At 60.5% G+C, this 13,545-nt stretch carries 12 protein-coding genes; 11 read left to right on the forward strand and 1 reads right to left on the reverse strand.

Annotation, left to right across the window (positions count from 1 at the left end):
• The first annotated feature begins 10 nt into the window (after nucleotides 1-10).
• The 8 genes from moaB to KTN04_RS14385 all read left to right on the forward strand — a co-directional run bounded on the left by moaB (nucleotide 11) and on the right by KTN04_RS14385 (nucleotide 10,340).
• On the forward strand, nucleotides 11-568 hold the full coding sequence (moaB, locus tag KTN04_RS14350) for a molybdenum cofactor biosynthesis protein B (protein WP_217335921.1): 558 nt from the start codon (nucleotides 11-13) through the stop codon (nucleotides 566-568).
• Nucleotides 561-1,787, forward strand: a complete 1,227-nt coding sequence (locus KTN04_RS14355) for a molybdopterin molybdotransferase MoeA (RefSeq protein WP_217335922.1) — start codon at nucleotides 561-563, stop codon at nucleotides 1,785-1,787. Before moaB ends, KTN04_RS14355 begins: the two co-directional genes overlap by 8 nt.
• Before the next feature lie 206 nt (nucleotides 1,788-1,993).
• The gene (gene clrA / locus KTN04_RS14360; RefSeq protein WP_254262572.1) at nucleotides 1,994-4,765 is read left to right on the forward strand and encodes a chlorate reductase subunit alpha; all 2,772 of its coding nucleotides are present in this window, start codon (nucleotides 1,994-1,996) and stop codon (nucleotides 4,763-4,765) included.
• Between the two features lie 12 nt (nucleotides 4,766-4,777).
• Nucleotides 4,778-5,758, forward strand: a complete 981-nt coding sequence (clrB, locus tag KTN04_RS14365; protein WP_217335923.1) for a chlorate reductase subunit beta — start codon at nucleotides 4,778-4,780, stop codon at nucleotides 5,756-5,758.
• A 10-nt stretch (nucleotides 5,759-5,768) separates the two neighbouring features.
• Nucleotides 5,769-6,503, forward strand: a complete 735-nt coding sequence (locus KTN04_RS14370; protein WP_217335924.1) for a molecular chaperone TorD family protein — start codon at nucleotides 5,769-5,771, stop codon at nucleotides 6,501-6,503.
• A 20-nt stretch (nucleotides 6,504-6,523) separates the two neighbouring features.
• A complete protein-coding gene (locus KTN04_RS14375) occupies nucleotides 6,524-7,309 on the forward strand; it encodes an ethylbenzene dehydrogenase-related protein (protein WP_217335925.1) in 786 nt (261 codons plus the stop codon).
• A 21-nt stretch (nucleotides 7,310-7,330) separates the two neighbouring features.
• Complete coding sequence (locus tag KTN04_RS14380) at nucleotides 7,331-8,428, forward strand: Mrp/NBP35 family ATP-binding protein (protein ID WP_217335926.1); 1,098 nt, start codon at nucleotides 7,331-7,333, stop codon at nucleotides 8,426-8,428.
• Between the two features lie 37 nt (nucleotides 8,429-8,465).
• The gene (locus KTN04_RS14385; protein WP_217335927.1) at nucleotides 8,466-10,340 is read left to right on the forward strand and encodes a WD40/YVTN/BNR-like repeat-containing protein; all 1,875 of its coding nucleotides are present in this window, start codon (nucleotides 8,466-8,468) and stop codon (nucleotides 10,338-10,340) included.
• 23 nt (nucleotides 10,341-10,363) lie between these two features.
• Here KTN04_RS14385 and panP read toward each other — a convergent pair whose 3' ends face one another.
• Nucleotides 10,364-12,016 (reverse strand): pyridoxal-dependent aspartate 1-decarboxylase PanP, encoded by a 1,653-nt coding sequence (gene panP, locus KTN04_RS14390; RefSeq protein ID WP_256449095.1) that lies wholly within the window; start codon nucleotides 12,014-12,016, stop codon nucleotides 10,364-10,366.
• 286 nt (nucleotides 12,017-12,302) lie between these two features.
• Between panP and KTN04_RS14395 the strand changes: the two genes are divergently transcribed.
• From KTN04_RS14395 to KTN04_RS14405, 3 genes are all read left to right on the forward strand, one after another.
• Nucleotides 12,303-12,818 (forward strand): FKBP-type peptidyl-prolyl cis-trans isomerase, encoded by a 516-nt coding sequence (locus KTN04_RS14395; RefSeq protein ID WP_217335929.1) that lies wholly within the window; start codon nucleotides 12,303-12,305, stop codon nucleotides 12,816-12,818.
• Nucleotides 12,819-12,897: 79 nt separating this feature from the next.
• Entirely contained in the window at nucleotides 12,898-13,179 is a 282-nt protein-coding gene (locus KTN04_RS14400; RefSeq protein WP_217335930.1) for a peptidylprolyl isomerase, read from the forward strand.
• 126 nt (nucleotides 13,180-13,305) lie between these two features.
• Nucleotides 13,306-13,485 carry an FKBP-type peptidyl-prolyl cis-trans isomerase gene (locus KTN04_RS14405; RefSeq protein WP_254262574.1) on the forward strand — a complete coding sequence of 60 codons (180 nt, stop codon included), beginning with the start codon at nucleotides 13,306-13,308 and terminating at the stop codon, nucleotides 13,483-13,485.
• Nucleotides 13,486-13,545: the final 60 nt, after the last annotated feature.

Consider the following 13,545-nt stretch of genomic DNA (forward strand, 5'->3'; position numbering starts at 1 on the left):
CGGAGTCACCATGTCCAAGACCACGACCTCGACTTTCGTACCGTTGAACATCAGTGTACTGACCGTATCCGACACGCGCACGGCAGCCAATGACACGTCCGGTGACATGCTGGTGGAGCGCCTGCAAAGCGCCGGGCATCATCTGGTCGCGCGCGACATCGTGCAGGATGACATCTACCGGATGCGAGCCCGCGTATCGGAATGGATTGCTGATATTGCCACACAGGTGGTCCTGGTGACCGGCGGTACCGGCTTTTCACATCGAGATTCCACACCGGAGGCCATCATGCCGCTGCTCGACAAGCAGGTCGAAGGCTTTGGTGAACTTTTTCGTCAGCTCTCACATGAGGAAATCGGCACCTCCACTATTCAGTCACGGGCCCTGGCCGGGCTGGCCAATGGCACGCTGATCTTCTGCCTGCCTGGCTCGACCGGTGCCTGCCGTACCGGCTGGGACCAAATCATCAGCGAGCAGCTGGATGCCCGCTACCGCCCTTGCAACTTTGTCGGAACATTGCAGCGTGCACTGGAAGATCGCTTGGCACGTCAGGAAGGCGGCGATGACTGACCCCTGCTCCCAACCGGGCCTGATACCGCTGGGCAGTGCCCTTGAGCTGCTGCTGGCCGGCATCGAGTGCCGCCTGCCACGCGAGCCCTGTGCCCTGCTGCAGGCACACGGGCGGGTGCTGGCCCGTGAATGCTGCGCGCCGGTTGATGTGCCGCCGACCGATAACAGTGCCATGGATGGCTATGCCCTGCGTCATGCCGACCTGATACCCAATCAACCGACCCCCCTCCCGGTCAGCCAACGCATTCCGGCCGGCACGGCACCGCCTCCCCTGACTCCAGGGACAGCGGCACGCATTTTTACCGGCGCCCCTATCCCCGCCGGGGCCGATACGGTGGTAATGCAAGAAAGAACCTTGCTTGAAAACAACCAGGTTCTCATTGCCCCCGACACGGCAGCGGGCAGCAATATTCGTCCGCGCGGACAGGATATTCGCCGGGGGACGGTGGTCATGCCGGCCGGTACTCGGCTCAATGCCACGGCCATTGGTGTCCTGGCCTCCATCGGTCGGGCGGAGGTCGAAGTGTATCGACGCCTGCGGGTGGCAGTGCTGTCGACCGGTGATGAACTGGCTGATCCAGGCGTCGCCTTGAAGCCGGGGCAAATCTATAACTCCAACCGCTATCTGGTACTGTGCCTGTTGCGCCAGCTGGGGCTGGAAACACTTGACCTGGGCCCCGTGGCCGATAGCCGGGCCAGTACGCGTAACGCCCTCAGCCAAGCCGCCGAGCATGTCGACATCATCCTGACCACTGGCGGTGTTTCGGTCGGTGAGGAAGATCACGTCAAGACCGCCATTCAGGATCTGGGCCAGCTGGATCTCTGGCGAATTAACCTCAAGCCGGGAAAACCCTTCGCTGCCGGCAAGATTGGCCGTACGCCTCTGTTCGGCCTGCCCGGCAACCCGGGTGCGGCACTGGTCACCTTTGCCCTGCTGGTACGCCCCTGTTTATGCAAGGCACAAGGACTCCACACCACCGACCAGAGGCCTTGGGTACTGCAGGCCGCCTTTGCGCGCGAGCATACCAATACCCGTGAAGAGTACCTGCGCGCTCGGCGCGGCCTGGACGGCACTGTCAGTCTGGTCGAGCCGCAGGGCTCGGGTACCCTATCCTCGCTACTGCAGTGTGACGGCCTGATTCGAATTCCCCCACGGCAGCCGGTTCGCGAAGGCGAGCCGGTTGAGTTTTATCCATTACATGAGCTGCTTGATGGATAAGACCAAGCAAAATGCATTAATTTCACGCCAGAGTAAAAAGTCAAACAGATGAGCATGATACAAGTCAAAACCCGATTGATTTAAACAAAGGCAACTCGGTTTTTGTACGCCCCCTCTCAAATCGACTGCTATTTTTGGTTAAAAAATGACCAGAATGACCGACTCTCCACAGGATGCCCGGGCCGGTCTACGAGGAGGGCATGAACATGCACATGTGGAAACTCAAACGCCGCAACTTCCTCAAGGGACTGAGTCTCACCACGGCAGGGGCTGTGGTCAGCGGCAAGGGCTGGGCCCTGAACCGGCTCGAACCGATACGCAACACCCTATCCAGTGAATATCCCTACCGCAGTTGGGAAGACCTGTACCGCAGCGAATGGGACTGGGACCATATCGGTCATGCCGCTCATTGCATCAACTGTATGGGCAACTGCGCTTGGGACGTCTACGTCAAAGACGGCCTGGTGATTCGCGAAGAGCAGATCGCCAAATACCCCATGGTCAATCCAAATGTCCCTGACGCCAACCCCCGTGGTTGCCAGAAAGGCGCCGTGCACTCCACTTCCATGTACGAGGCCGATCGCTTGCGCCATCCGCTCAAACGCGCCGGCGAACGGGGCGAGGGCAAATGGCAGCGCATTTCCTGGGACCAGGCCACCGAAGAAATTGCCGACAAGGTGATTGATATTTTCGAGAAGTACGGCCCCGGCAAACTGAAAACTCACCAAGGCTCGGGCAACCAGACCATGGTGCGACAGTCCGGCCCCAACCGCTTTGCCTCGCTGGTGGGCGGCATCCAGCTGGACGGCTTCACCGTGGTAGGCGACCTCAACACCGGTGCTCACCTGGCCTACGGCAACCCGCTGGAGAGCTTTACCTCCGATGCCTGGTTCGATGCCGATTACATCATGCTCGGCATGATCAACCCCAACGCCACTCGCATACCCGATGCGCATTACATCTGGGAAGCCAAGTACAACGGTGCCCGCATCATCAGCACGGCACCGGACTACAACCCCAGCTCCATCCATACCGACCTGTGGATGCCAATCGAGCAGGGCTCGGATCCCTTCCTGGCGATGTCCTTTGTCAACGTGATCATCGAAGAGAAGCTGTACAAGCCCGAATTCATGAAGGAACAGACCGACCTGCCGATGCTGGTGCGCCGCGACAACGGCAAGCTACTGCGTGAGAGCGATCTGGTTGATGGCGGCTCGGACGAGGTGTTCTACCACTGGGACCTGAACACCAACCAGGCGGTCATGGCCAAGGGCTCCATGGGCAGCGAAGACAAGGATCTGAAACTGGGCGATGTAGACCCGGCGCTGGAAGGCACCTTTGAGGTCAACGGCATCGATGTCACCACCGTATTCGAACAGGTTAAGAAAGAGGCGGCCAAATACCCGCCGGAGAAAACCCGCAAACAGACCGGTCTGAATGCCGACGTGGTGCGCAACGAAGCTCGCCTGATGGCCAAGTCACGCAAGGCGATCATCATGCTGGGCTACATCACCTCCAGTTACTCCAACTGCCTGTATATCGGCTGGGGGTATGCCCTGGCACTGGCCCTCACCGGCCATGGTGGCCGCACCGGTGGCTTGGATACCTCCTGGGTAGTATGGAATCACCCGAAATGGACCGAACTGGCCACCTTTGACGGCAAGAAGTCCGCACGTTACGAGCCCGGCGGCCTGGGTGAGGTGCTTCGCGGCGATATGATGGACGGTATCCGTCGTCACTTCGACAACAAAAAGCTCAAGGAGCGGGTCGGTTTCGATGTGGACGAGATGGAAGAGATGATGCAGGAGTCCATCGACGAGGGCTGGATGCCGTACTACGGCGAAATCAAGGGCATGATCTCCATCGCCGACAACACCTTCCGCCGCAACAAGCTGGCCGAGCACTACCGCGATGAACATTTGCGTCAGGCCAGTGAACTGTACGTCAACGTCAACGTGCGCATGGACTCCACCGCCGAGTGGGCCGACTACGTACTGCCAGCGGCCAGCCACTACGAAGCCTGGGATCTGCGTACCCAGGGCTACCACCGCTTCTGCAACGTGTTCACCGAATCGGTGCCGCCGGTGGGCGAATCCAAGCCCGACTGGGACATTATGGCGCTGCTGACCAAGAAAATTCAGGAACGTGCCATCGCCCGCGGCATCGGCCCGATCCAGGACGGTGACGTCACCCGTGACCTGCATACGATCCACGACGACTACACCATGAACGGCAAGCTGAACACGGCACTGGATGCCTGCCGCTACATCGTGGAGAACTCACCGGAGTTCGACGGCGTAACCTTTGAGGAAGCAGCCGAGCGTGGCTTTATCGTCATGAACGAACATGCCGGTACCAACCAGCCGCTACAGAAGGATCAGCCTTACAACCCGTTCACGGCGCAAACCGATGGCAAAAAGCCCTATGACACACTGACCGGTCGCATCACTTTCTATGTCGACCATCCTCGCTTTGAACGGCTCAAGTCCACTGTCCCTACAGCACGGCTCTATGCCGGCCCCGAGGCGTCCAAGTTTCCGCTGCACTTCTACTCGCCGCATGCGCGCTGGGGGATTCACTCCAACTGGCGCAGCAACAAGTACTTGCTCCGCCTGCAGCGTGGCGAACCCAACATCTACATCAACCCCAAACTGGCCGAACAGCGCGGCATCAAGGATGGCGACCGGGTCAAGCTGTTCAATGACAACGGCGAATTCTTCGCGCAGGCCAAATTCTACCCCAGCATCCCGGTCAACTCGATCATGATGGAACACGGCTGGGAGCCGCACCAGTACATCCACCGCAAGCCGATGAACAACTCTCATGCCACCCTGCTGCAGCCGCTGGAGCTGGTGGGCGGCTGGGGCCACCTCAAGTTCATCTACGCCATGTGGAACGCCAACCAGGTGATCCATGAAAGCAGCTACGACATCGCGCTGGCCACGGCGGATGAAATCAGCGACCCACGGGCCGTATAAGAGGAGATTGTCATGGCTGTCAAACGTCAACTGAGCATGGTACTGGACCTGAACAAGTGTATCGGCTGCCAGACCTGCACCGCGGCCTGCAAACTGATGTGGACCAACCGCAACGGCCGAGAGTTCATGTACTGGAACAACGTGGAAACACAACCCGGCAAGGGCTACCCCCGCGACTACCAAAACATGGGCGGCGGCTTCGATGAAAACGGCGGCTTGCGCCTGGGGCGCCAGCCCAGCCAGGACGACTATGGTATTCCTTGGGAGTACAACTACGAAGAAGCGCTGATGACCGGCACCGATCCCTGGCTGCGCCCCAACGTCAAACCCACCTGGGGCGCCAACTGGGACGAGGATGAAGGGCTGGGCGAATACCCCAACAGCTACTATTTCTACCTGCCACGGCTGTGCAACCACTGCGCCAACCCGGCCTGCCTGGCAGCCTGTACCCGCAACGCGATTTACAAGCGCCAAGAAGACGGTATCGTGCTGGTGGACCAGGAGCGCTGTCGCGGTTATCGCTACTGCGTCAACGCCTGCCCCTACAAGAAGGTGTATTTCAACGAGCAGATCTCCAAGTCCGAGAAATGCATCTTCTGCTACCCGCGCATCGAGAAGGGCCTGCCCACCGCCTGCGCCCAGCAGTGCGTCGGCCGTATTCGCTGGATCGGCTACCGTGATGACGAGGAAGGGCCCATCCACCTGCTGGTGGAGAAATACAAGGTCGCTCTCCCCTTGCATCCGGAGTGGGGCACCCAGCCCAACGTGTTCTATGTGCCGCCCATGTCACCTTCCAAGTACGGACCGAATGGCGAAGCCCTGGATGAATCACGCATTCCGCTGGAGTATCTGGAAAGCCTGTTCGGTGATCGGGTTGGCGAGGTGCTTGCAACACTCGGGGCCGAACGCCAGGCCAAGGCTGAAGGCCGTGACAGTGAGTTGATGGATACGCTGATCGGCTACAAGCATGCCGAAATGTTCAAGCTCAGCTGAGGAGGCCGGTATGAATCACATATCTGAGGTACCGGTCGAGTTGGAGTGTGTACACGCCCGCGGCGTCCTGTTTCGCCTGGCAGCCGCCCTGTTCGATTACCCGCTGGCTGAAACCCAGCAGGCCATCGAATCGGGTCGTGTTGCCCATCTGATGGAGCAGGCGCTGGCCACACTGGGTGAGCCAACTTGCCCCTTGCTGGCCGCCAGCGCCAGCCAGACCGACCTGGAGGTGGGCTACATGGCCACCTTCATCCATGGCCGGCGCGGCAAGCCGCGGGTACCGCTGGTTGCCAGCGCTTACCCGATTCTGCTCAAAGGTGAAGCCCAGGCCAGTTACCTGCTCAATGTACAGACGTTCTACAAGCATTTTGGTCTCAAGGCTGCGACGGAAGATGAAGGCATGCTGGATGAGCCCGATCATCTGGTCGCAATGCTGGAATTCTGCGCTCTTCTATGCCATCTGGAAACCCAGGCCCTGAACAACCGACGAGACCCATCCCACTGCCGACGCGCCCTACGCGATTTTCTGACCCGTTACCTGATACCGCTGCTCAATGCACTGCGCAGCCGTTATCACAGCGAGCCGGAACAGGGGCTCGACGCCACTCTCGCACACCTGATCGAGGTATTACCAGAGCTGGCCGAGCATCAGCGAGATGCGCTGGAAGAACAGGTCGGGCCCTGCCCTCAGCCCGGCAGCCAACGCATTCCGATGACTAACCTGCCCCAGGGGCTCTGGGACTAGACCGACGCGAGGATTCTGTCATGACCATTCACTCTGCCTTCCGCCATGCCTGCCTGCTGGGCCTGGTGATGGCCTTCGGGCTGCCGGTGCATGCCGACCACAGCGAACTCAACCCCAACGCGATGGACGTCAAACCCGGCGATACCGTCAAGGTGTCCCGAATTCCCGGCACCATTTACCTGCGCACGCAAAATGACCCGGACGACTTGATCTGGGACCGTTTGCCGCTCTACCGCATCGAACTGATGCCGGCACCGCCGGTACACACCTCGGTGATTCTGCGCATGGACCCGACCGCCAATACCCCCAAGCACCTGTACTTCCAGGTGGCACGCTCCGACGAACGCTTTTATGTACGGCTGCGCTGGAAAGACGCCACGGAAAATCGAGCCACCGCCGTCGACCGCTTTCGTGACGGAGCGGCCGTGCAGTACGCGCTCAAGGGCTCCGATACGTCATTGATGATGGGAACCGGACCTGATAATGCCGTCAATATCTGGTACTGGCGTGCCGACGAGGAACAGGCAGAAAACCTGGCCGCCGGCGGTTTCGGCAGCACCACCCGCCTGACCGAACAGCCGGTCTCCGGCGCCAGCGCCTACATCCGTGAAGCCATCGCGCAGGACAGCGAGTGGCATGTCGTCATGTCCCGCCCCCTGAAAGTGGACGGCGAGCATCAGGTGGACCTGGAGCGCGAGGCCGTACCGGTCATGTTCGCCCTCTGGCAGGGCGACACCGCTCAGCGCGATGGCGACAAGCGGATCAGTCAAAACTGGATTATGCTGGATACGACCACCGCCCCTTGAACCGGCTTGGGAGATGCCCTTATGTCTGTATCCCAGTTCACCCCCGGCAGCACGGACCCGCTGACCCTGCACCCGGCCGACTGCGGCCGGGGCCATGCCTGCCAGTTCTGTCCGCAGGAAGCGGATTGCGCACTGGACAAATCGCATCATGAACAACAGCTGTTGCAGCACCGACTGGCGCGCATCGGCCAGATCATCCTGGTGATGGCCAACAAGGGCGGTGTGGGCAAAAGTACCCTGACGGCCAACCTGGCCGCAGGGCTGGCCCGTGAAGGCTACCGGGTCGGCGTTGCAGATGCCGACATTCATGGTCCCAACCAGAGCCGCTTCTTCAACCTGGTTGGCCAGCGGGTTCACCTTACCCCGGGCGGGCTGGAAACACGCCAGTGCCATCATGATCGGCTGGCACAGCCGATTCGTGTCGGTTCACTGGCCTTTCTGATGGACCGGGACGACACCCCTATCGTCTGGCGCGACGCCTACAAGCATGACTTCATGCACCACCTGATCGGCAGCTTCGACTGGGGCGAGCTGGATTTTCTGCTCATCGACATGCCACCGGGAACCGGCAACGAGCTGATCACCCTGGCCGACCTGCTGGAGCATCAGGACGTTGCCGCCCTGATCACCACCACCCCGCAGGAAGTGGCGCTGATGGACAGCCTCAAGGCGGTCCGCTTCTGCCAAGAGCGTGGCCTGCCCTTGATTGGCGTGGTGGAAAACATGGCCGGGGTGACATGCCCCCATTGTGGCGGCGAGTTCCATCTCTTCCCGCGGGCTCACCTGGCGCAGGCCCTGGCACAGCTGGAGGTCCAGTCCATTGCACAAATCCCGCTGTCCCCCGCACTGGCCACGGCCTCGGATAGCGGCCAGCCGCTGCTGCTGGATGCTCCGGACAGCCCGGAAGCGCAAGCCTTTCAACCGGCGGTACACGCCTGTATCGCACATGCCCGCCAGATACAACAACAGGCGGCTACCAACGCACTGCTGACCGTTATGCAGACTGCGGGCGATGACAGCCTGGCCGGGCTGGATCCCCGGGACCTGCCCGACGGTATTCACCCCGACGATCTGGCTGAACTAATGCAACAGGAACAGGCCCGCCTCAACCGTCGCTGACCCAGGCACAACCGCGCCCCGGCGCCAGGAGCTCTGCATGAACTCACCCATCAACCCGTCCCGCCGTCGCTTTTTTCGCCAGCTGACCGACCCCTTCGACGCCCAGGCGCCCGGCGTGGCTCCCTGGAAGCCGGTGCCGGGCATTATCGCCGGTGACGGGGAAGTGCTGTGGTCCGGCTGGGCCAGCACGGATGAAGTCTTTGTCGTCGGTGACGAGGGGCGCATCTATCACTTTGACATCCGTGGTGATGGCCCCGCCGAATGGCAGCTGATGGACACGCCGGTCACCCTGCCACTGCATGGTATCTGGGGCCGCTCACGAACCTGTCTGCACGCTGTCGGCTGGATGGGCTGCATACTGCAGTTTGATGGCGAGCGCTGGCAGCACCTGCACGGCGGCGTAGTGGATGAAGCCCAGGGCCGCTATACCGCCTGTGCCGAAAACACGCCCCTGTTTGCCATTGATGGCAACGCACAGGGTGAAGCCTGGGCCGTCGGCGATGAGGGGCGTATCCTGCACTTTGATGGTGAACGCTGGCAGCCGGAAACATCCGGCACCTGGGTCAATCTGCGGGCAATAGCCTGTGGCCATGACGGCAGTGTCTATGCCGCCGGCAACGAAGGTACAGTACTCAAGCGGGACGCACAGGGTCAATGGCACAACCTGGAGTGCCCCCACAGCTGCGGTTTTCATAGCCTGCTACTGCAAGGCGAGGATGAACTGCTATTAGCCGGCGGCCGCTATTTTGTCGATCAGGGCGGTTTTCGCGGCGAGCTCGTGCGCTACCGGGATGGCCATTTCAGCCGCCTGGACACAGAGCTGAGTCTGCCGCGCCTGCGTTCACTCAAGGCGTACAAGGATGGTGTGTTGATGGTCGGCGACCGGGGCTACCTGCTGTATCTCAAGGACACCCGCCTCAAGCAACTGGAAAGCAACACCCACCACGATCTAATGGACATCACGCCCCTCGCGTCAGGCGAAGCCCTGGTGACCGGTGATTTCGGCACCCTGATGACCGCCGCGCCCGAGTTTGTCGATGCACTGGCCCCCTTGCCCGGCGCTGAGCACGCCACCTCCCGCTGGGAGGTCATGGCCAGCCCCGTCAAGCGCCAGCTCTGGGGCATCTGGCAGGCCCATGATGGCCAATGCTATGTCTGCGGCGAGAGCGGCACGGTGCTGCGACGGGAAGAGGAGCACTGGGTTGCACTGCCGCCGCCCAGTGAATTGGCCGTGCACTGCCTATGGAGCTGTCCGGGCAGTGGTCTGTTTGCTGCCGGCCAGGAAGGCCGTATCTATCGCTTCGATGGCAAGCAGTGGCACCTGCACCATGATCTGCATCTGAATCTGACCATTCTGGCCCTGTGGGGCAGCGCACCGGATTCCATCTACGCCGTGGGTGACGAAGGCCTGATCCTGCACTTCGATGGCCTGCGCTGGCAGCGCATGCCCAGCGGTACCGCCTCGGCACTCTATGACCTCTGGGGGCTGGATGATCAGCATCTGCTGGCCGTGGGCGACTTCGGCTTGATTCTGCGGTACAACGGGGACAACTGGAAAGAATTCAATGCCGGCAGCGAGCAGTTCATTTATGGTGTCTGGGGCAGCAGCCTGGAAGACATCCATGCCGTGGGACTGGCCGGCACCCTGACACACTTCGACGGCCGCAGCTGGCAGCCGGTGGCCGCCCGGGTGCAGGATGATGTCCTGGCCATTTCAGGCTCCGCCGCTGCAGGCGTGTTCGCGGTCGGCACCCGGGGCTGCATCCTGCACCTGGAGCACGGGCGCTGGCAACGCGAGTCCTCCCCCACCGAGGAAGGCCTACGCGCGGTCTGCGCGACCGCGGAAGGGGATGTGTATGCGGTGGGCGACCGCGGCATCATTCTGCGCCGCCGGTCGACGCCCGCTCCCTGATGTTCAAGGGGCGGGGCTTTGGCTCAGGCGTGAGCCACCAGAGCCCGCAGAGCCCGCATGTCTTCGTTGTCATGCATCTCGGCCGCAAGTTCACGCTGCTCGTCCAGCACTTCGCGCAGCACCTCATCGGTGGTCAACGGGTTGGCCAATACCACTCGGAACACCGTAATCGCCTGCTGGTCATAGCACTCCGGCGTCAGCCGCGTGCGGGACACAAATGCCTTGCCCCGTTCGCGCTGCTCTTTCTGCAGGGTCTGGGTGATTCGGCTCAACACCTCATTGATTTCATACCGCAGCTCGGCCTTCGCCTCCCGCAGCCGTGCCTGCACCTCGGCCGGCACCCAGCGATAGGTGAAGATGTTGAGTTCGGGCTCGGAGACCAGTTCAAAATCGTCCAGCGTCGCAATGCGGTCGGCAAAACGGCGGGCCAGCTCAATGCCGTTTTCAATCAGCATGGCATAGCCGCGGCGGCTGATGATCTTGAGACCGGCATGCACCAGCATTGCCATGCCCGGACGCGAGCCCTCCAGCGTGGTACTGCCCAGATCCTTGGAGCCCTGACGAATGATGTACTGGGCATGGTGCTCGATGCTTTCCAGCATCGACGGATCCCGGAACAGCACCAGCCCAACCCCCATGGGCACATACAGCTGCTTGTGCGCATCGATGGTCACCGAATCGGCCCGCTCGATGCCCTGCATCAGCGGTCGGTAGCGATCGGAAAACAGCGTGGGGCCACCCCAGGCCGCATCCACGTGGAAGTGAATGCCGTGGGCCTCGGCAATGTCGGCCAGCTTGTCCAACGGGTCGATATTGCCGGTTTCAGTGGTACCGGCAATGCCCACCAGGGCAAAGGGCTTGATCCGGCGCCGCTTCAGCTCTTCGATCTTCTGTTCGAGCAGATCCAGACGGATGCGGTTATGACTGTCGGTCTCGATGGAAATCAGGTTTTCACGGCCAATGCCAAGCACATCCGCCGACTTCGACAGCGAATAGTGCCCCCGGTCTGACACCAGTACGGCTGCGCCTTCGCAGCCATAATGACGCATGGCACCGAAAATGCCGCTGTGATTGATACCGGGAAAATCGCCATCCGGCCCAAAGGCGCGGTTGCGGGCTGTCCACAGGGCGGTAATGTTGGCCACCGTACCCCCGGAGCAGAAGGCACCCAGACGCTTGCGCCCATGATGCAGCCAGGTGTCGTAGAATGCACTGGACTGACCATAGGTCAGGCGGTGCAGCATACCCAACACCTGACGCTCCAGCGGCGTAAACGCCTTGGAGGTTTCCGTTTTCACCAGATTCTGGTTCAGGGCAATCATGATCTTCGAGAGCGGGATCATGAAATAAGGCAGCGCCGAGGTCATGTGACCGACAAAGCTCGGCGATGAGGTGTGTACCGACTGCGCCACCACCTTGTCGAGCAAAAACTCGGTATGCTCGGACACGAAGATCGGGTCTTCGGGAATACGCGTCTCGTTGAAGTCCCGCTCGATCTTGACCAGATCGGCCTCTTCCGCAACGATATGCTCTTGCAGAAAACCGGCCAGATTGGCTGATATGTCGTTATCCAGACGGTTCAGCGTAGAGCCTGGCGCTTCCGGAACGGTGAAAATCCTCAATAGGTTTTCCATGCTGATTTCAGCCACGCTGTTTTTTTTATGCACTTCTACCATGAACCTGTAGTCAGCCTGAACAACCGGAAAGGCATTGCCACCGCACCGATCAGACTCAACACCCTCTTTCGTTACTTCACATGGTGGCTGCCGACGCATGCCGCTTTTGTCAGCAGACACTAGCATTGATTCAGCCAATCTGGCCATTCTACGTTAAGCCAGCCGGCTCACGCATCATGAATTTGGCGCTTGACTTTTGCCGTGCAGTTCCAATTTGAGACCGTGCCGTGGCGGGGTTTCTTGCCAAGCCGACTGCAGAACCGGATACTGCACTCTTTGCCCACTGATGCACGAGGTACTGGCGTTGACACAGATTTCCGATAATACGGTCGTTCAGTTTTTCTACACCCTGACCGACGCCGATGATACTCAGATCGAGACCAATCACGGCGCGGATCCCATCGCCTACCTGCATGGCCATGACGGCATGATTCCGGCGATCGAAGAAGCCCTCACCGGCAAGAGCGCCGGCGACACCCTGCACCTGACACTGACACCGGAACAGGCCTACGGCGAGCGCCAGGAAGGCCAGCAGCAGCGCGTACCGATCAAGCACCTGCAGGGCCTGCCCAAGGGTGTGCGCAGCTGGAAACCCGGCATGGTCGCCGTGGTGCAGACCGAGCAGGGCATGCGCCAGGTCACCGTCATCAAGCCGGGGCTTAAAATGGTGCTGGTGGATACCAACCATCCGCTGGCCGGCAAGACACTGACCTACGACATCGAAGTCGCCGACGTGCGCGCGGCTACGGATGACGAAATCGCCCACGGCCATGCGCACGGTGTTGGCGGCCATCAGCACTGATGGCTGACCGGCCTCCAACCGCTCACATACACTGGCCACTATGCTTAAACTGATATCCCAACTGTTACGGAGAAAACCCATGGCACGCGCAAGCGCACGTCACATACTGGTTGCAACTGAAGCCGAATGTCAGGCTCTGAAGGATCAAATCGAACAGGGTGCCGATTTTGCCGCCCTGGCCAAGGCCCATTCCCAGTGCCCGTCCGGCCAACAGGGCGGCGAACTGGGTAGTTTCGGCCCGGGTCAGATGGTGCCCGCATTCGACAAGGTCGTCTTTAGCGCCCCGATCAATGAAGTTCAGGGCCCTGTACAAACCCAGTTCGGTTACCACCTGCTGGAAGTTACCAGCCGCGACGACTGATCACCCTGTAGCAACACTCGTCCTCACGGCCCTGCTTCCGTTTCTGGCGGAATCAGGGCCGTGTCATTTGTGACCAATGCGGCAATGCTCGCAGCCACACAGCAATGAATAACACCAGGAGTACCCATGGCCGAATGTGAACAGCTGATTATTGAAGACCTGATCGAAGGGACCGGCACCGAAGTGAAAAAAGGCGGCGCACTGATTACCGCCCAGTATCGCGGCTTTCTGGAGGACGGTACCGAATTTGACTCATCCCACGACAAGGGCCAGGGAAGGTGTGATCAAGTTCGCCACATGGGATAATGCTGACTGCACATGATCGAGGACGTATCAGATGGATCAGCAACTTACATTCGCGGACAG

Source organism: Marinobacterium weihaiense (genome assembly GCF_019061305.1).
In the GTDB taxonomy this organism is placed as follows: Bacteria; Pseudomonadota; Gammaproteobacteria; order Pseudomonadales; family Balneatricaceae; genus Marinobacterium; species Marinobacterium weihaiense.

Excerpts from the sequence above, each read along its gene's own strand:
- KTN04_RS14385 (WP_217335927.1), top strand. The coding sequence starts at position 8,466 with ATGAACTCACCCATCAACCCGTCCCGCCGTCGCTTTTTTCGCCAGCTG.
- KTN04_RS14370 (WP_217335924.1), top strand. The coding sequence starts at position 5,769 with ATGAATCACATATCTGAGGTACCGGTCGAGTTGGAGTGTGTACACGCC.
- moaB (WP_217335921.1), top strand. The coding sequence starts at position 11 with ATGTCCAAGACCACGACCTCGACTTTCGTACCGTTGAACATCAGTGTA.
- panP (WP_256449095.1), bottom strand. The coding sequence starts at position 12,016 with ATGGTAGAAGTGCATAAAAAAAACAGCGTGGCTGAAATCAGCATGGAA.
- clrB (WP_217335923.1), top strand. The coding sequence starts at position 4,778 with ATGGCTGTCAAACGTCAACTGAGCATGGTACTGGACCTGAACAAGTGT.
- KTN04_RS14400 (WP_217335930.1), top strand. The coding sequence starts at position 12,898 with ATGGCACGCGCAAGCGCACGTCACATACTGGTTGCAACTGAAGCCGAA.
- KTN04_RS14380 (WP_217335926.1), top strand. The coding sequence starts at position 7,331 with ATGTCTGTATCCCAGTTCACCCCCGGCAGCACGGACCCGCTGACCCTG.
- KTN04_RS14375 (WP_217335925.1), top strand. The coding sequence starts at position 6,524 with ATGACCATTCACTCTGCCTTCCGCCATGCCTGCCTGCTGGGCCTGGTG.
- KTN04_RS14395 (WP_217335929.1), top strand. The coding sequence starts at position 12,303 with ATGCACGAGGTACTGGCGTTGACACAGATTTCCGATAATACGGTCGTT.
- clrA (WP_254262572.1), top strand. The coding sequence starts at position 1,994 with ATGCACATGTGGAAACTCAAACGCCGCAACTTCCTCAAGGGACTGAGT.
- KTN04_RS14405 (WP_254262574.1), top strand. The coding sequence starts at position 13,306 with ATGGCCGAATGTGAACAGCTGATTATTGAAGACCTGATCGAAGGGACC.
- KTN04_RS14355 (WP_217335922.1), top strand. The coding sequence starts at position 561 with ATGACTGACCCCTGCTCCCAACCGGGCCTGATACCGCTGGGCAGTGCC.